Source organism: Pseudomonas sp. NPDC087697, assembly GCF_044743155.1.
Classification (GTDB): Bacteria; Pseudomonadota; Gammaproteobacteria; order Pseudomonadales; family Pseudomonadaceae; genus Aquipseudomonas.
The window spans coordinates 125,538-142,880 of record NZ_JBIUVW010000005.1; the positions used below are offsets into that span (position 1 = coordinate 125,538).

A 17,343-nucleotide genomic window follows, 5' to 3' on the forward strand; every position below is an offset into this window, starting at 1 on the left:
CACTGGCGTTGGCCTTGCGCCGACGCCGCTTTTCTTGCTGTTCCCGCGCGCCTGCCGGCGCTTCGGGTGAGGAACTTCATCATGCTTCACGGCTACGGATCGAGCATTCTCGATGGCGCCTGGCTGTCGATCAATCTGGCTCTGAGCTCCATGGCACTGGCCATTACCCTGGGCCTGATCGGCGCGGCGTTTCGCCTGTCACCGCTCAAATGGTTGTCGACACTGGGCGAAGGCTACACAACGGTGATTCGCGGCATCCCCGACCTGGTACTGATCCTGCTGATCTTCTACGGCGGCCAGGACCTGGTGAACCGCATAGCGCTTGGGCTCGGTTACACCCACTACATCGACATCAACCCTTTTGTGGCGGGTGTCTGCACCATGGGTTTCATCTTCGGGGCCTACCTCTCGGAAACCTTTCGCGGCGCCTTCATGGCAATCGCGCAAGGTCAGGGTGAAGCCGGGGCGGCCTACGGCATGACCAGCGCCCAGGTGTTCTGGCGGATTCTGGTGCCGCAGATGATTCGCTTCGCGATTCCCGGGTTCACCAACAACTGGCTGGTGCTGACCAAATCCACCGCGCTGATCTCGGTGATCGGCCTGCAGGACATGATGTTCAAGGCCAAGAACGCCGCCGACGCGACCCATGAACCCTTTACGTTTTTCCTCGCGGTGGCGGCGCTGTATCTGGTGCTGACCAGCGTCTCGTTGCTGGTGCTGCGCGCACTGGAAAAACACTACTCGGTCGGCATCAAAGCCGCCGATCTGTGAGTGGGAGCGAACCGACCATGCTCGACTACAACCTGATCTGGGAAAACCTGCCGCTGTATTTCAGTGGCGCGTTATTGACCCTCAAAGTACTGCTGATTTCCCTGGCCTTTGGCCTGATGCTGGCCATTCCGTTGGCGTTGATGCGCGTCTCCCGCTCGCCACTGATCAACTTCCCGGCCTGGCTCTACACCTATGCCATCCGCGGCACGCCGATGCTGGTGCAGTTGTTTTTGATCTATTACGGTCTGGCGCAGTTCGAAGCGGTACGCCAAAGCGTGCTCTGGCCGTATCTGTCCAGCGCGACCTTTTGCGCCTGCCTGGCCTTTGCGATCAACACCAGTGCCTACAGCGCGGAGCTGCTGGCCGGCAGCCTGAAGTCCACGTCCAGCGGCGAGATCGAAGCGGCCAAGGCGATGGGCATGTCACGTCTGACCCTGTACCGCCGCATTCTGCTGCCCTCGGCCCTGCGCCGGGCGTTGCCGCAGTACAGCAACGAAGTGCTGATGATGCTCCAGACCACCAGCCTGGCGTCGATCGTCACCCTGGTTGATATCACTGGCGCGGCGCGCACGGTCAGCTCGCGGTTCTACCTGCCGTTCGAAGCCTTCATTACCGCCGGCCTGATCTACCTCGCCCTGACCTTCATTCTCGTGCGCCTGTTCAAGCTCGCCGAGCGCCACTGGCTGGCCTATCTGGCCCCACGCAAGCATTAAGGAAATCCCATGGAGCACATTCATTACGTCCTGCCCTGGAGCGCCTGCGGCACTGAACGCACGCTGTCGCTGTTTCGGTTCGGCAGCGGCGCGCGCAAGGCTTATATCCAGGCCTCGTTGCATGCCGACGAACTGCCCGGCATGCGCGTCGCCGTCGAACTCAAGCGCCGTCTGCGCGAGCTGGAATCACAAGGCCGATTGACTGGAGTGATCGAGCTGGTGCCGATGGCCAATCCGATCGGTATCGGGCAAATGTTCCAGGCCACCCATCAGGGGCGCTTCGAGTTCAACAGCGGCAAGAACTTCAACCGTGACTTTCCAGAGCTGGCCGAAGCTGTGGCCGTGCAACTGGAAGGTCAGCTGGGCGCGGATGCCGACGCCAACGTGGCGCTGATCCGCCGGGCGATGGTCGAGGTCATCGCCGACATGCCGCTGGCCGAATCGGAACTCGACGGCCTGCGCCGCCTGCTGTTGCAGCACGCCTGCGATGCCGATGTGGTGCTGGACCTGCACTGCGACTTCGAGTCGATCATGCTGCTGTATGCCCTGCCACAAAACTGGCCGCGCCTGCGTTCACTGGCTGCACGCCTCGACGCCGGTGCCGTTCTGCTGGCCGAGGACGCGGGAGGCAATGCCTTTGATGAAGCCTGCGCGATTCCCTGGTTGCGCCTGGCCGAACTGTTCCCGCAGGCGAACATTCCGCTGGCCTGCATCGCGACCACCATCGAACTGCGCGGCATGGCCGACACCGATCGCGAACCGTGCATGGCCAGTGCCGAGCAGATCCTCGGCTATCTGGCCGAACAAGGCTTGATCCGTGGCGACTGGCCAGACGCGCCATCCACCTGCTGCGATGCGACGCCCTTCGCCGGTGCGCAATACGCCTATGCGCCACACCCAGGCGTAGTGAGTTTTCTGCAACCGCTGGGGGCTCGGGTCACGGTCGGCGATCCGCTGTTCGAAGTGCTCGACCCGCTGACCGATCGCCACAGCGTGGTGACGGCCAGCACCGACGGCATCCTTTATGCCCGCGAACGTCTGCGCTTTGCCCAACCCGGGTTGTGGCTGGCCAAGGTCGCAGGCTCTACCCCCATTCGCCAGGGTCGCTTGCTCAGCGACTGACTCAAGAGAATCGACACCATGAACACACTTGAAATTCAGGACCTGCACAAACGCTACGGCACCCACGAAGTGCTCAAGGGCGTGTCTCTGGAGGCGAAGGCCGGCGATGTGATCAGCATCATCGGCTCCAGCGGTTCGGGCAAAAGCACCTTCCTGCGCTGCATCAACCTGCTGGAGCAACCCAATTCAGGCAACATCCTGCTCAATGGCGAGCAGCTGAAACTGGTCGCCAACAAATCCGGTGGGCTCAAGGCGGCCGAGCCGAAACAGCTGCAACGCATGCGCTCACGGTTGGCAATGGTGTTTCAGCATTTCAACCTGTGGTCGCACATGAGCGCCCTTGAAAACGTCATGGAAGCGCCAGTGCATGTGCTGGGCATGGACAAGAAACTCGCCCGGGAAAAAGCCGAGCACTACCTGAACAAGGTCGGCGTGGCCCATCGCATGGGCGCTTATCCGGCGCACATGTCGGGTGGCGAACAACAGCGCGTGGCGATTGCTCGCGCGCTGGCGATGGAGCCGGAAGTGATGCTGTTCGACGAACCCACCTCGGCCCTCGACCCGGAGTTGGTCGGCGAGGTGCTTAAAGTCATGCAGGACCTGGCCCTGGAAGGCCGGACCATGGTCGTGGTGACCCACGAAATGGGCTTTGCCCGCGAAGTGTCGAACCAACTGGTGTTCCTGCACAAAGGTCAGGTTGAAGAACGTGGTAACCCGCGTGAAGTGCTGGTCAACCCACAGTCCGAACGCCTCCAGCAGTTTCTGGCCGGCAGCCTGAAGTAAGCCGCTCGCCGACTGTTGGCCTGCTGCACGCCAACGGTCGGCTTCGGATACACTGGCGCCCATCGGTATCGACACCTCTCTGATAACCACCAAATCTCCCGTAGGAGCTGCCGCAGGCTGCGATCTTTTGGCGTCTGCAAGGACGCCGAAGATCAAGAGATCGCAGCCTGCGGCAGCTCCTACGGGTGATCGGACCAAATGTGTAGATATCCATGCACTCATGCCGGGAACCATGTTTGGTCCCTTCCAATCTTCAGCGGATGTTGAGCCGGTTATGCCTACTCCTTCGAAAAACACCACGGTCTACGCCGCGCCGGTGATGCGCAAACTGGCGGAAATCCTCGCTGATTTGCAGCCGTCGCTGCGCAAGGTGGCGGACTTTATCCTGCGTCACCCGCTGAAGGCCGCGACCCTGACCATCGAGGAGATGGCCTTTGAGACCGCCACCTCGCCGGCGGCGGTCAATCGCTTGGCCAAGGCGTTGGACCTGGGTGGCTACAGCGGCATGAAAGCCGAGCTGGTCGCGACCTTGCAGCAGATGGTGTCCCCGGTGGACAAGCTGCGCAACGAACTGGCGCACCGCCCCGGTGGTGCATTCGGTCTGCATGAGCAAATCCAGAGCGCCACCAGCAACCTCGGCACCGCCGGCACCAACAACCACCCTGACACCTTCGAAGCGGTGGTCACGTGCCTGATCGAGGCGCGCAAGATTTACATCCTCGGGTTTGGCAACAGCGTCTACATGGCGGGTCTCGCGGCCTCGACGCTGATGCCGTTCTGCGCCGACGCCACCGCCATCAGCATGGAGGGCGGCAACGAAAACGCCGCCTACCGACTGGCCGCGATCACTGACCAGGACGTGCTGCTGGCGATCTCGCTGCCGCGTTATTCCCTCGACACCCTACAGCTGTCGCGCTTTGCCCACGAGCGCGGCGCGACCGTGCTGGCGATCACCGACTCCCCCGCCTCACCCTTGACCCACATTGCCCAGCACGTACTGTTTGCTCCGGCCGACCACCCGGTGCTGACCAGCTCCAACATCGCCGTTCTGGCGCTGATCGAAGGCTTGGTCGCCGGGGTGATGGCACGCAACAAGGAAGCCGTGAAACTGGCGACCGAACTCACTGAAAGCGTGATGAATTACCTGCACATTCCCGGCAGCAGCAAAACCTCGAAAAAGTGAGGCTGCGCGTCACAGCCACCAGCGCAGCAGGAAAAAGAACCCCATGCTCAGCAGCATGCTGATCAAGGTACTGCGGGTGTAGAGCACCAGGCCGATGGCGACCAGCGAACTGATCAGGTATGGATTGTCGTACTGCAAATTCAGCTGGTGGTCGGGCATGAACACAATCGGCCCGCAGATCGCCGTGAGCATGCCCGGCACCGCGAAGCCCAGAAATTGCCGCGCATTGCTGCTCAAACGCACCGGTAGCCGTGGTTCTAGGAACACGTAACGGTTGAGAAAAACCAGCAAGCCCATGCCGAAAATTACCGCCCAGACCATCATGTGCGCCCCTCATAAAGCTTGTTGCAGATAAACCCGGCACTCATCCCGAGCAACCCGGCCAGCACCAGTGCCGAACCCCAGTGCCAGTAGTTGAACAACACCGAGCAAAACAGCGACACCGCCACACAGACCACCGTTGGAACGTTGCGCACCACAGGGGTGATCAACGCGATAAACGTGGCCGCGATGGAAAAATCCAGACCCAGATGCTCAAGACCGGGAATGCTGCTGCCCAGCACAATCCCGGCCAGGGTGAAGAGATTCCACGCCACATAAAAGGTCAGGCCCACCCCGAGGGCGTACCAACGATTGAACTGCTGTTTGTCATATTGGCTGGTCAGCGCGAACAACTCATCGGTGAGCAGAAAGCCCAGCCCTACCCGCCAGCGACCCGGCAGCGGCGAAACCACCGGGCGCATGCTCATGCCGTACAGCAAGTGTTGCGATGTCAGGAGCAAGGTGGTCAACAGAATCGAGAAAATCCCGGCGCCGCCCTTGAGCATCCCGATCGCAACCAGTTGCGCAGCGCCCGCAAAGACAATGCTCGACAGGCCCTGGCCTTGCAGTGGAGTGAGGTTGGCCTCAATGGCCATCGAACCCGCCAACAGCCCCCACGGCGCAGTCGCCAGGGACAAGGGCATTACGGCAGCGGCACCGCGCAGAAAAGCACCGCGCGGCAATAAGTTGTCAGACATAGCTCTCTACAACGAAGGAAAGGTCTCTGACTGTGTCAGTCGATCAGCCTTCTGTCTTGAACAATCTTGCGCAATTGCCCTTCCAGACTGGTGGCTAAGCGCGAACAAGCAAAAAGTACTGCTCGATAGACAAGGCAGTCGCAGGAGATGGTCTATTTTTAATGAGTGCCGACTTCGGGTCGTTTGCGCGCTGGTGAACCTTATCGCCGGATATCCGGTCGATAGGTGCAACCCAGCCAGGTTTGCCGGTGACCCCGTCGATGGTAGCAACTGGCCCGTTTCATTTGCTGGAGAATGCCCCTTGATAACGACCCGACGCATGGCCACGCTCAAAGCCTGGGGCGCCCACGGCTTTACCGCTACCGGCGTGGTGACCGCCTTCCTGGCGACTCTCGCCTTGTTCGATAATCAGCCCAGAGCCTGCCTGCTGTGGCTGGGCGTGGCGTTGATCGTCGATGGTGTGGACGGCTCGCTGGCGCGCAAGGTCAATGTCCAAACGGTACTGCCGCATCTCGACGGGTCCGTGCTGGATCTGGTCATCGACTACCTGACCTACGTGTTTATACCGGCCCTGTTCATCTACCGTTACATCGATTTACCGGCCTACACCCCGCTGCTGACCACCTCGGTGATCCTGGTCTCGTCGCTCTATTGCTTCTGCAACGTCAACATGAAGAGCAAGGACAACTACTTCCAGGGCTTCCCCGCCGCGTGGAACGTCGTCACCCTGTGCCTCTACATCATTGCCCCGACACCCTGGCTGACACTGCTCACCATCATCGGCCTGGCGCTGTTGACGGTGACCCGAATGAAGTTTCTTCACCCGTTTCGGGTGCGCAGGTTCATGCCGATCAACATTGCCGTGACGTCCATCTGGTTGCTGTGCAGCCTGTCACTGGTCCTCAACCACCCGACCGTCAACCCTTTGGTGATGGGACTGTGGCTTGCGATGTCGGCTTACTTTCTGGGGATCTGCATCTGCCGCACAGCCGCGGACTGGCTCGAGCGCACCCATCACTAATGGAGCATGAATGCCTATCCATATCGTGCAACTCGGCTCACCCCGAGCCCTCCATGAAGGCCTGCGCCTGGGCACGGTCCGCCGCCCGCCCCGTGGCGTACCGAAAGCCGAGTTCGCCAGCCGTGACTTCTACGACACCTGGCTCCCCATCCTCTCCCCCAGCGCAGAGCTGGTGGCCGAAGCCAAAGCTGCGGAAGACGAAAAAGACTGGGGAGCCTTTCGACGCAAATTCAAGGCCGAAATGAATCAACCGGCCCCCAGCCAACTGCTGGATATGTTGGCCGCCCTGTCCCATCAAACGTCGCTGGCCATCGGTTGCTACTGCAAGGATGAACGCCACTGCCATCGTTCGGTGTTGCGAGAGCTGTTGATTGCTCGGGGGGCGGTGGTTGTAGCGTCTCAAGAGGCGTAGCAGGACGTGCGGTTTTGCTTCGAGGGGCGTTTGCGACGGGATATGAACAGCATTGCGCCAATCGACAGGCTTTGTCGTTTCGGCGGCGACGCTACCGGCTGGCTGCGCAAGGTTGCGGGCGGCGCAATCCCGGCCTATGGTCCAAGCGAGGCATTGCCTGCAACTGGCACGCTTGACTGGCCGCAGGATGCTGTCCATCCAGTGCGAACTCCCGCAGCGAGGTGACGACATGCCGAACGACTCCCGCCCCGCCGTGCTCGAACTGATCGGCAATACGCCGCTGGTGCGCGTCAGCCGCTTCGATACCGGCCCGTGCACGCTGTTCCTCAAGCTCGAATCGCAGAACCCTGGCGGTTCGATCAAGGATCGCATCGGCCTGGCGATGATCGACGCCGCCGAGCGCGATGGCTGCCTGCGACCCGGAGGCACCATCGTCGAGGCCACCGCCGGCAACACCGGCCTCGGTCTGGCCCTGGTCGGCCGCGCCAAGGGATACCGGGTGGTGTTGGTGGTGCCGGACAAGATGTCCACCGAGAAGGTCCTGCACCTCAAGGCGATGGGCGCCGAGGTGCACATCACTCGATCCGACGTCGGCAAGGGCCATCCCGAGTACTATCAGGACGTTGCCGCGCGGCTGGCGCAGGAGATTCCCGACGCTTTCTTCGCCGATCAGTTCAACAACCCGGCCAACCCGCTGGCCCACGAGTGCAGCACCGCTCCGGAGATCTGGGCGCAGACTCAGCATGATCTGGATGCCATCGTCGTCGGCGTCGGTTCGGCCGGCACGCTGACCGGGCTGACCCGCTTCTTTCGCCGCGTGCAACCGAACCTGGCCATGGTGCTGGCCGATCCGATCGGCTCGGTGGTCGCCGAATACAGCCGCAGCGGCACCCTCGGTACGCCCGGTTCCTGGGCGGTAGAGGGCATCGGCGAAGACTTCATTCCATCTATTGCCGACCTTTCCAGCGTGCGCCAGGCCTATTCGATCAGCGACGAGGAAAGCTTTAATCATGCCCGTCAACTGCTGCGCGCCGAAGGCATTCTCGGCGGCTCTTCGACCGGCACATTGCTGGCAGCGGCACTGCGCTACTGCCGCGAGCAAACCGAGCCGAAACGGGTGGTCAGCTTCGTCTGCGACACCGGCACCCGCTACCTGTCGAAGGTCTACAACGACCAGTGGATGACCGATCAGGGTCTGCTGCAGCGCAAGCACTACGGCGATCTGCGCGACCTGATCGCGCGGCGCTTCGAGGATGGCCGGGTGATCAGCGTGGGCCCGGACGACACGTTGCTCACCGCCTTCCAGCGCATGCGCCTGGCTGATGTGTCGCAGCTGCCGGTGCTGGTGGACGGACAGCGGCTGGTCGGCGTGATCGACGAGTCCGATATTCTGCTGGACGTGCACAAAGACGCTTCGCACTTTCGTATGACCGTGGCCAGCGCGATGACCGACAAGCTGGAAACCCTGCCCCCCGGCGCCAGTCTGGCTGAACTGCAGGCGGAGCTCGACCGTGGGCTGGTGGCGATCATCAAAGACGCCTCGGGCTTCCACGGCCTGATTACCCGCGTCGACATGCTCAATCACTTGCGGAGATCCCTCACATGAGTCAGCACGATGAAACCGCCGCACCACGCGCCTTCGCCACCCGTGTAATCCATGCCGGACAGGCGCCGGACCCTTCCACCGGGGCGCTGATGCCGCCGATTTACGCCAACTCCACCTATGCGCAGCAGAGCCCCGGTGTACACAAGGGCCTCGACTACGGGCGCTCGCACAACCCCACGCGCTGGGCGCTGGAGCGTTGCGTCGCAGACCTCGAAGGCGGTACCCAGGCCTTCGCCTTCGCCTCCGGGCTGGCGGCGATCTCCACCGTGCTCGAACTGCTCGACACTGGCGCGCACATCGTCTCCGGCAATGACCTGTACGGCGGTACTTTCCGACTGTTCGACAAGGTGCGCCGGCGCAGCGCCGGGCATCGCTTCAGCTTCGTCGATCTGACTGACCTGGCAGCATTCGAAGCGGCGCTGCAGGACGACACGCGGATGGTCATGGTCGAGACGCCGAGCAATCCGTTGCTGCGCCTCACTGACCTCGCCGCCATCGCGCGCATCTGTCGCGAGCGAGGCATCATCTGTGTGGCCGACAACACCTTTGCCAGCCCGTGGATACAGCGCCCGCTGGAGCTGGGCTTCGATATCGTGCTGCACTCGACGACCAAGTATCTGAACGGCCACTCCGACGTGATCGGCGGCATCGCGGTGGTCGGACAGAATGCAGAACTGGGCGAGCGCCTGGGCTTCCTGCAGAACGCGGTGGGTGCGATCGCCGGACCGTTCGACGCTTTTCTCACCCTGCGCGGAGTGAAGACCCTGGCGCTGCGCATGGAACGCCACTGCAGCAACGCGCTGGAGCTGGCGCAATGGCTTGCGCGTCAGCCGCAGGTGGCGCGCGTCTATTATCCGGGCCTGCCGTCGCACCCGCAGCACGAACTGGCGCGGCGGCAGATGCGCGGTTTCGGCGGGATGATTTCCCTCGACCTGAACAGCGACCTGGCCGGCGCCAAACGTTTCCTCGAGAGTGTGCGGATCTTCGCCTTGGCCGAGAGCCTGGGCGGAGTGGAAAGCCTGATCGAGCACCCGGCGATCATGACGCACGCCAGCATCCCCTTCGATACTCGCGCGCAGCTCGGCATCGGCGATGCGTTGGTGCGTTTGTCAGTGGGTGTGGAGGATGTCGAAGACCTGCGCGCCGACCTGGCCCAGGCGCTGGCACGGATGTGAGCAATGACGGCCTGATCGGCCTGGTGTGTATCGCGCAGGCGCCACGTGTAGTTCTCCTGCACACCGCCGAGCGCTATACCGTCATGCTCTGACATCGTCCCATCGTGTAGACGATGGTTCTCATTTTGCCTGGTTGGTCTCAGATTATAATGTTAAGGCATCTCAACCTGCCCCGGAGAGCCTTGCCATGAACTCGCCCCATCTCTACGAACGCCTGACCCGCGAAAATGCCATCCTGCTATTGGTCGACCATCAGGTCGGCCTTTACACCGGTGTGCGCGACATCGACACACTGGCCCTCAAACACAACGTCGTCGGCCTGGCCAAGGCAGCGCTGGCGCTGAAGTTGCCAATCATCGTCACCACGACAACCGAGGGAATGTGGGGGCCGCTGATCCCTGAACTCGCCGAAGCGCTACCAGGCGTGAAGCGCATCGAGCGCACCACCGTCAACGCCTGGGACGAGCGTCGCGTCGTCGATGCGGTCAAAGCGACCGGCCGCAAGAACCTGATCGTGACGGGTATCTCGACCGACGTTTGCCTCGCCTTCCCGGCGATTTCGGCCATTGCCGACGGCTACAACAGCTATGCAGTAATCGATGCTTCCGGCGGCTTCACCCAGACGCAAGTCGCCATGGGCGTGGCACGCATGCAGCAGGCCGGCGTGATCCCAGTCGGTTACTCGAGCGTTGCCGTTGAGATTCTGGCCGACAACGCCGCGCCCGAAGCCGAGGCCGTCTACGCTGCGCTCGGCATGCCCTTCGCCGGCCTCGTGTATGGCCTGAAGCAGTACTTCTCGCCCAGCTGAGCGCCTGCCGATTCAGCACGTTGGCAAAGCTGGGCCAACAACCGTCTCTTACCCTTGAGTATCTTTCGCAGGGGGTGATCACGAAACGATTCATTGACGGTGACGGGACCTGCAAATCGAACGACCTATTCTCGAATAGGTTATTTCCGACAACCCACCCACTACCGCGAAAGTTTCGCGGCAGTGGGTGCTGATTGACAGGCGGAACTGCATTACGACCCCGTTGGGATAGTTGCCTGTCGATTAAAGGTGAACGTTCAGGAAGGCTTGCGAAAATGGGCTCCCTTAAAAAGAGGGAGTCGTGTCGATTAGTACCGATAGGTTGCCTGCACTGAAACTCCATTCGCACTGTTTTCGTAATTGGCACTGTATGCAGGTTGAAGACCGGAGGTGTTCGGCTGATTTACCGAGGCTTTGGAATCCCAGAGATAACCATAAGCAAAGTCTATTGTCAGATCGGGATTCGGCAAATAAGCGCCGCCCAAAGTCACGGCTTGGCGGTTACCAACCGGAATACGCACGCTGCGATCGGCATTTCCAATTGGCGACGGATCATAGGCGTAGCCTGCGCGCATCAGCCATTGCGGAGTCAATTGATAGGATACGCCAACTGCGGTGGACCAAGTGTCGTGCCAGTTCAATGGTTCGCCCACACTCCCCAGGCCGACACTCTGGCCAGCGGCGGAAACATCGCTGTTGATTGCCTCGAACTTGTCGAGCCGGCTCCAACGTTTCCAGGTGGCCCCCAGGTATCCGGTCCAGCGACTATCGAAATGATGGGTGATGGACGTGTCTACTGATTCGGGCATAACAATAGCTATCTTGGCGGGATAACTTCCGTCCACCGGGAGAACAGCCGGGGAGCCGGAAACCGTAGTATGCCCTTTGAGTTGATAGCTCACCTTCGAGTGATAGTTAACCCCCCAACTCGTTGCCTCACTCAAGTCAACCAAGAGGCCGAGGTTGTAGCCCAGTGCCGTGTCATCGCCCTTGATGGTGACCTGTGTGTCCTGGCCGTTGTTCAGGGCGCCGGTGGCCAAGTAATTCTGAAGATTTGCATTGAAATGGTTTATGGTCGGTCCGCCACCAATGGACACGTAATCATTGATCCGATAGGCAATGGTGGGCTGCAGGGTCACCTCCTTGGTCGAGCTATAGGAACCATGGTAGCGGCCCTGAAAAGTGCTCTCGTAGTCATTGATCAGACCACTCGGAGCATAGAGGCCCAGACCAATCGAAAGACGATCATCAAGCGGCGTCGACATATAGACGAAGGGCACTACCCCCAAAGGTACCGAGTTCCCCTTACTCGTTCCTGCGACACTGCTCTGCGCATCACTAATGTCGTCGCTCACCGAGACGACCGCGGCCCCGCCGGAAATCTCACTGCGCTTCAACTTGGTCAAGCCTGCAGGGTTTCCGAAGATGGTGCTGGCGTCCAGCGCGGATGACGACCTTCCCGCATAAGCAGTTCCCGCACTGCTGGCACTTTGTTCGTTAAGGGCTATGCCATTGGCACCTGCAATTGTAGAGGCGCTGAGTAGTGCCATGGTACTGGTGAACTTAATCCACGCAGCACACTTTCGCTGAGCAGAGATACACGGGATCGCACGGCTATTCAGTTTCATATTCCACCTCTTGTTTATTGTTTTTGTTGATTGCACGCAGGCAAGGCTTCGCCTTCCTGTGCACTTGTCAGCGCCGGTTGGAGTTGATCGAAGTTGTGTAAAAGGCCCTGACTGATTAGTACCAGGGCATGTTTGCTGGACTTACGGAGGCGAATTCGGGCTCATTTAAGCCATTCCACTTGAAAGCTGTAGCGACCTAGAAGGAGGGCCAGGTTTTCCTCATCGGCCCCGGCCCGGATGCATGCGACTAGCCCACGACGACCATCCTGTACCACCTCTACCGCAATCTCCCGCAAACACAGGCGCTCCACTTCCTGCTGGACTACCCTGCCAATCTCCCGCTGCTGCAAGGCAGGCTTGAATATCTTGCCCACGGCAGTCAGTGGCAGCGCTTCGAGGATTTCAATGCGCTTGGGAACTGCTGCTCGCTCGCTGATGTTGAGATGAGCGAACGCCTCAAGTTCTTCGGCGTTGCAGGCGTGCCCAGGTCGCAGTTGAACGTAGGCGACCGGCACCTCGCCCGAGTAGACGTCGGGGCTGCCGATTGCAGCGGCTAAGGCGACGGCGGGATGAGCCTGCAGAGCCTCTTCAATTTGCTTGGGATCGATATTGTGGCCACCGCGGATGATCAACTCCTTCTTGCGTCCGGTCAGCCAAAAGTAACCCTGTGCATCCTGACGACCCAAATCGCCCGTATTCAGCCAGCGCTGACCGTCGATATCGATCCACAAACCCCGGTTATGACTCTCCTCCAGATAGCCATCAAAGAGGTTCGGACCACTGATCGTGATCAGGCCGATCTCATCCACGTCGGCGTCGCGCAAGTACTCTCCGGCGTCATTGAGCAAGACCGCGCGCATATTCTGATAGGCGATCCGTATCCCGATAGAGCCCATACGGCGCTCGCCATGGGGAGGATTGACCGAGGAGACACAGGCGCCTTCCGTGAGGCCATAGCCTTCGAGGATCTTCACCCCGGTCCGGCGCTCGAATTCTCGGAAAAGTTCCGCTGGCATTGGGGCGGCGCCACACATTGCATAGCGAAGACTGGATAGGTCGCGGCCCTGCCATTCATTTTGCAAAAGTGCAGCATAGACAGTGGGTACGCCGGAAAAAAAGTTGATACCGAAGTGCTCGACCATCTCCCAGAATCGCGGGATCACCCCCTCGCCACGATACCCATGAGGCGTCCCAAGGATCACATGGTCGCCTTGAGTCCAAGGCATCAGTCCAGTCACCAGTTGTCCATTGACATGAAATAGTGGCAGACCACAAAAGATAACCTGGCCACCCTTGCGCGGCTGCAAGTGAGCGGCCACGGCCCATGCATTGAATACTTCAGAACCATGGGTGCGCGCGGCGATCTTGGGAAGCCCGGTGGTGCCACCGGTACAGATGTAGGAGGAGCATTCATCCGGGCGGATTTGCCGACCGTTCTTCAGGTGCGTGTGCGGCTGAGTATCCATCAGCGATTGCAAATCGTGGATCGCGATACCGCTGTGTAAGTCTCGCTCCTTCAGGGCCGCTGCTCTCAGGACCTCACGCACAGGTTCGACGACATAGTCCTCCATGCTGACCCAAACGACATGCCTGATTGTTGGTAATTGATCCAGCTGCGAGGCCAATTTTGGCCATAGATCGCTGCCCGCAGTCGGCGCAAGCGTCACCACCACGGTTGCCTTTGCGGCATTCAGCAAGCCAGCCATCTGCTTGGCCTCGAGCAGAGGATTGATCGCCATGACGATGCCTGCCGCCTCGCCGCCCCATATAGTGAAGTGAGTTTCCGGCAAGTTGGGCAGGATGAAGGCAAGCACCTCGCCCGGTTTTATGCCCAGGTCGTGGAAAGCATTTGCCGCGCGGGTTATATCCGCGAAGAGCTCAGAATAGGTCCACTGGTAGATGCGGCTGAAATCGGCGGCATCGGTGAAGAAGCTGAGGGCTGGCGCGTGGGGAGTGCGTTCGACTGCTTGTCGCAACGCGTCGTAGGTACTGGACGCCAAGCCGCGCTCCGACAAGGGGACTCGTTCGAGACTCTCGATGTCGCTCAGGGTCTGTACCGTCATCAGACTTCCTCCACGACTCGGTTACGTTGTACGCCGAGGTCGATCACGCCATCGGCGCTGCGAATGCGCGCCTCGACCATGTCACCTGGCTTGAGATACTGCGGCCGGCTCTCCTGCGCCTTGAGGAAAAGCTTCCACTTGGTGGCTTCCGGCATCAGGGCCGCAATGCGCTGTTTGGCAGGCGAAGGTACCGTTAGAGCACAGCCGGCAGGAGTACCGGTGGCGATCAGGTCTCCAGTGGCAAGATCTTGCACGGAGGAGAGCTCGGTCAGGGTTTCAGCGGGGCCGTAAACCAGGTTCGCCGTGCTGTCGTTCTGTCGCACCTGATCGTTGACCGTCAGGCGCAGCTGCAGTGCTTTCAGGTAATGCATGTCCTTGGCATCCAGCAAGCAGAGGTAGGGACCGACCGGGCCAAAAGTGCGGAAGCTCTTGCCCTTGTAGAACTGCATCTGGGGAATCTGAATGTCACGAGCCGAGTAGTCATTGACGATGACGACGCCTGCGATGAACTCATGCAGATTGGCGTCGGTGACAGTAACAGCGCCGGTGATCTCGCGTTTCATCACCAGCCCCAGTTCGATCTCGTAGTCAAGGAAGCGCACGGTGCGCGGCTTGATCAGGTCGCTGTCAGCCGCCACCAGGCAACTCGTCGCCTTGGTGAAGATCATGTTGAATTTCTTCGCATCCGGGTCCATGCCCGACTCGATCATGTGCTGACGGTAGTTGGCGCCCTGGCAGACGAACTGCTGGTTACGGGTCACCGGCGACAGCAGTTTCACTTCGCCTTCATCCAACTCCGTACCTTTCATTCGAGCAAGGTCGTCGATACTGTTCTGGCGAATGAAGTCACCGGTGGTTTCAAAAGCACCGGGGACAATAGTGATACGGCCTTGGCGAAGCACGCCCCAGTGGATACCGTTCTGAAATTCAAAGCGGACTACGTGTACAGCAGACATTGAAGGTACTCCTGGAGCGGCGTTTGTCCCGCGCTCGGTGGCGCGAGAGCTGTGGTGTTGTTCTGAGGAAGGGCTGGCGGATCTACCCGAACATCCGCATAAGCGTTATCAACTTGCGAACTGTCAGGTCCGGACTGCGTCGCAGGTTACGGATCAGCGCACGCAAATTGGTCAAGTTCATCTTGGGTTTTGTAAAACTCTTGGGCATGCGCTGCCCCCACTGCGCCATCGCCTCGGGACTCACGGGATGAATGCCCGTGGGCTGCATGGCCGTGAAGATATCCCCGTCGCAGTAATGCTCGTGCTTATCGCCCCAAGGGTCTTGCCAGTAGTCGAAGATCTGACTGCCCAGGATGTGCCGGCCAATTCCCCATGAGTGCTCCCAGCCCCGCTCCCGCAGGACGCGCTGCCCCATGCCCACCGCGTCTGCATCGACGACCTCATAAGCGCTATGGCTATAGGTAGCCATGAACCCTTGCGCTATCGCGAGCGTATGGTGAGCCGTTGGAATCTCACCGAGGTCAAGGCGCATGAAGGCGACGATAGGTGTGCCGTCAGGGAGTACCTGCACATCGCTGGGAATAAACCCGAAATGCTGCGTATACCAGGCACAGGTCGCCTGGTAGTCGGCCACTTCAATCACGATGTGGCCAAGTTTGAGTACTTCAGGCGGTGCAATCGGCGGGCGCTGCGTGGAGTTGATGCGCGGCTGCTCTTGCGCCAGATTCCAGGGAAGTGGGGCTCTGTGTACCAGAGCTTTACTTGGAGCCTGGTCGCAAACAGCTTCCACAATGAACCCGCAAGGATCGGTCAGTCTGACGTAATGCCCGCCGCCAGGATGTGCCGATTTCTCGACCGGTGACGCGCCAGGGATTCGAGCCAGCTTTTCCAGATCCTTGAGAGACTGGACTGCCAGTCCGAACCCGACAAAGCGTGCATGTTCTGCACGATGGACACGGTAACAATAGGGAGCCGGTTCAGTGGCGCGCAGATAGAGCGTATCGGCGTTCTGATGACTGACCGTCAAGCCGAAGTCAGTCAGGAAACGCGCCGCCTCGTTCAAGTCCGGCCGTTGAAAGATCAAGTGAGTCAGATCCTGGGCCTTCACCGTCGGCTGCGGATGCCGGGCAGGATGTTGTGTCGCCAACTGGGGCATTTGATTTTTGTTGTTCATTGTTCTTGTTCTCCGGTTTTTCAGGGCAAAGCGATCCCCGACCCCCTGAAAATGCCAGAGGTGTTTTTTGTTGAGTCGGTTACCGCGCTCAGTCGAGAGGGGGAAGTGCCGGCAACTCCTTGGTCGCCAGCGCTCGCGCCTCCTCTGCCGGCACACCCAATGCCCGCAGCACTAGTTCAGCCGTGTCAGAGCCCGATTCGCGCCACGTTCTATGCCCTTCCAGCACCAGGAAAATCGAGCCGAGGACGCTGCTCGATATCAGCGTCAGTACTGAAAGCAATTGATCCTGCGCAAACGTGTACCGCCCACTGGATAGTCCGCTCAGAAGATCAGTAGTCGCTTGGCTGCTGAACATTTCGCGCAACGAAGAGTTGCTCATGGCGAATTTATGTATGAACGCTCCCCACTGGGGGTCCTCGTGAGCTCGACGAATGAAGAATCGAATGCCATTGGCAAGACGCTGAGCCGGATCGGAGAGGGAATTGAAGCTCTTGTTGACGCGCTCATGCATCTCCCTCGCGAGATAGCCGGCGACCTCCTCGAACAGGTTTCCCATGCTGTCGATATTGCTATAGATCGTTCCGCGCGCCACTCCTGCCTCTTGCGCAAGGTCGAGGATGTTCACCTGAGAGGTGCCTTTTTCAGCGAACAGGCGAAAGGCGGCTTGATGAATGCGGCGCTGTATCGGATTTAGGGATTTCACGCTCTCTCTCCAGAATTACCTTATGGCTGAATTGAACACTAGTGTTCAGCAGCCGTCAACAAGGATTTTTGAATCAAGGGCGCTCCTCACAATAAAAACCGTTCTATGCCTCATGAATCTGAATATTATGAGCGATGTGGCGAGGTCCATGAAGGATCTTTAGATTTATACATATTGACCAAAATGAACACGCGTGTTCAGATCCG

Annotated in this window: 17 protein-coding genes; 10 read left to right on the forward strand and 7 right to left on the reverse strand. The window is 59.9% G+C overall.

Annotated features, from left to right (window positions below; all coding sequences use genetic code 11):
- Window positions 1–81: 81 nt before the first annotated feature.
- The 5 genes from ACIPIN_RS05990 to ACIPIN_RS06010 all read left to right on the forward strand — a co-directional run bounded on the left by ACIPIN_RS05990 (window position 82) and on the right by ACIPIN_RS06010 (window position 4,572).
- Window positions 82–771, forward strand: a complete 690-nt coding sequence (locus ACIPIN_RS05990; RefSeq protein ID WP_401116608.1) for an ABC transporter permease — start codon at window positions 82–84, stop codon at window positions 769–771.
- A 17-nt stretch (window positions 772–788) separates the two neighbouring features.
- Window positions 789–1,484 (forward strand): ABC transporter permease, encoded by a 696-nt coding sequence (locus tag ACIPIN_RS05995; protein WP_401116611.1) that lies wholly within the window; start codon window positions 789–791, stop codon window positions 1,482–1,484.
- A 9-nt stretch (window positions 1,485–1,493) separates the two neighbouring features.
- Complete coding sequence (locus ACIPIN_RS06000; protein WP_401116614.1) at window positions 1,494–2,606, forward strand: succinylglutamate desuccinylase/aspartoacylase family protein; 1,113 nt, start codon at window positions 1,494–1,496, stop codon at window positions 2,604–2,606.
- Window positions 2,607–2,624: 18 nt separating this feature from the next.
- Window positions 2,625–3,389, forward strand: coding sequence for an ABC transporter ATP-binding protein (locus ACIPIN_RS06005; RefSeq protein WP_401116617.1), 765 nt, complete (start codon window positions 2,625–2,627; stop codon window positions 3,387–3,389).
- 274 nt (window positions 3,390–3,663) lie between these two features.
- Window positions 3,664–4,572, forward strand: a complete 909-nt coding sequence (locus tag ACIPIN_RS06010; protein WP_401116619.1) for a MurR/RpiR family transcriptional regulator — start codon at window positions 3,664–3,666, stop codon at window positions 4,570–4,572.
- A 9-nt stretch (window positions 4,573–4,581) separates the two neighbouring features.
- On the opposite strand, the gene ACIPIN_RS06015 is transcribed toward ACIPIN_RS06010, so the two are convergent.
- Both ACIPIN_RS06015 and ACIPIN_RS06020 read right to left on the reverse strand, forming a co-directional pair.
- Window positions 4,582–4,893: an AzlD domain-containing protein gene (locus tag ACIPIN_RS06015; protein ID WP_185015364.1), complete on the reverse strand. Its 312-nt coding sequence runs from the start codon at window positions 4,891–4,893 to the stop codon at window positions 4,582–4,584.
- Complete coding sequence (locus ACIPIN_RS06020) at window positions 4,893–5,591, reverse strand: AzlC family ABC transporter permease (protein ID WP_401116621.1); 699 nt, start codon at window positions 5,589–5,591, stop codon at window positions 4,893–4,895. The genes ACIPIN_RS06015 and ACIPIN_RS06020 overlap by 1 nt, the downstream gene beginning before the upstream one ends.
- A 319-nt stretch (window positions 5,592–5,910) precedes the next feature.
- On the opposite strand from ACIPIN_RS06020, the gene pcsA reads away from it, so the two are divergent.
- The 5 genes from pcsA to ACIPIN_RS06045 all read left to right on the forward strand — a co-directional run bounded on the left by pcsA (window position 5,911) and on the right by ACIPIN_RS06045 (window position 10,613).
- Window positions 5,911–6,612 (forward strand): phosphatidylcholine synthase, encoded by a 702-nt coding sequence (gene pcsA / locus ACIPIN_RS06025; protein WP_401116623.1) that lies wholly within the window; start codon window positions 5,911–5,913, stop codon window positions 6,610–6,612.
- Window positions 6,613–6,622: 10 nt separating this feature from the next.
- Complete coding sequence (locus ACIPIN_RS06030) at window positions 6,623–7,024, forward strand: DUF488 domain-containing protein (RefSeq protein WP_401116625.1); 402 nt, start codon at window positions 6,623–6,625, stop codon at window positions 7,022–7,024.
- 229 nt (window positions 7,025–7,253) lie between these two features.
- Entirely contained in the window at window positions 7,254–8,630 is a 1,377-nt protein-coding gene (locus ACIPIN_RS06035) for a pyridoxal-phosphate dependent enzyme (RefSeq protein WP_401116627.1), read from the forward strand.
- Window positions 8,627–9,805 carry a cystathionine gamma-synthase gene (locus tag ACIPIN_RS06040; protein ID WP_401116629.1) on the forward strand — a complete coding sequence of 393 codons (1,179 nt, stop codon included), beginning with the start codon at window positions 8,627–8,629 and terminating at the stop codon, window positions 9,803–9,805. Before ACIPIN_RS06035 ends, ACIPIN_RS06040 begins: the two co-directional genes overlap by 4 nt.
- 187 nt (window positions 9,806–9,992) lie before the next feature.
- On the forward strand, window positions 9,993–10,613 hold the full coding sequence (locus ACIPIN_RS06045; RefSeq protein WP_401116631.1) for an isochorismatase family protein: 621 nt from the start codon (window positions 9,993–9,995) through the stop codon (window positions 10,611–10,613).
- 308 nt (window positions 10,614–10,921) lie between these two features.
- On the opposite strand, the gene ACIPIN_RS06050 is transcribed toward ACIPIN_RS06045, so the two are convergent.
- From ACIPIN_RS06050 to ACIPIN_RS06070, 5 genes are all read right to left on the reverse strand, one after another.
- On the reverse strand, window positions 10,922–12,241 hold the full coding sequence (locus tag ACIPIN_RS06050) for an outer membrane protein transport protein (RefSeq protein WP_401116633.1): 1,320 nt from the start codon (window positions 12,239–12,241) through the stop codon (window positions 10,922–10,924).
- A 161-nt stretch (window positions 12,242–12,402) separates the two neighbouring features.
- A complete protein-coding gene (locus ACIPIN_RS06055) occupies window positions 12,403–14,304 on the reverse strand; it encodes an acyl-CoA synthetase (RefSeq protein ID WP_401116635.1) in 1,902 nt (633 codons plus the stop codon).
- Window positions 14,304–15,260, reverse strand: coding sequence for a fumarylacetoacetate hydrolase family protein (locus tag ACIPIN_RS06060; protein WP_401116637.1), 957 nt, complete (start codon window positions 15,258–15,260; stop codon window positions 14,304–14,306). The genes ACIPIN_RS06055 and ACIPIN_RS06060 overlap by 1 nt, the downstream gene beginning before the upstream one ends.
- 82 nt (window positions 15,261–15,342) lie before the next feature.
- Window positions 15,343–16,434 (reverse strand): VOC family protein, encoded by a 1,092-nt coding sequence (locus ACIPIN_RS06065; RefSeq protein WP_401116639.1) that lies wholly within the window; start codon window positions 16,432–16,434, stop codon window positions 15,343–15,345.
- Window positions 16,435–16,522: 88 nt separating this feature from the next.
- On the reverse strand, window positions 16,523–17,137 hold the full coding sequence (locus ACIPIN_RS06070; protein ID WP_401116641.1) for a TetR/AcrR family transcriptional regulator: 615 nt from the start codon (window positions 17,135–17,137) through the stop codon (window positions 16,523–16,525).
- Window positions 17,138–17,343 lie beyond the last annotated feature (206 nt).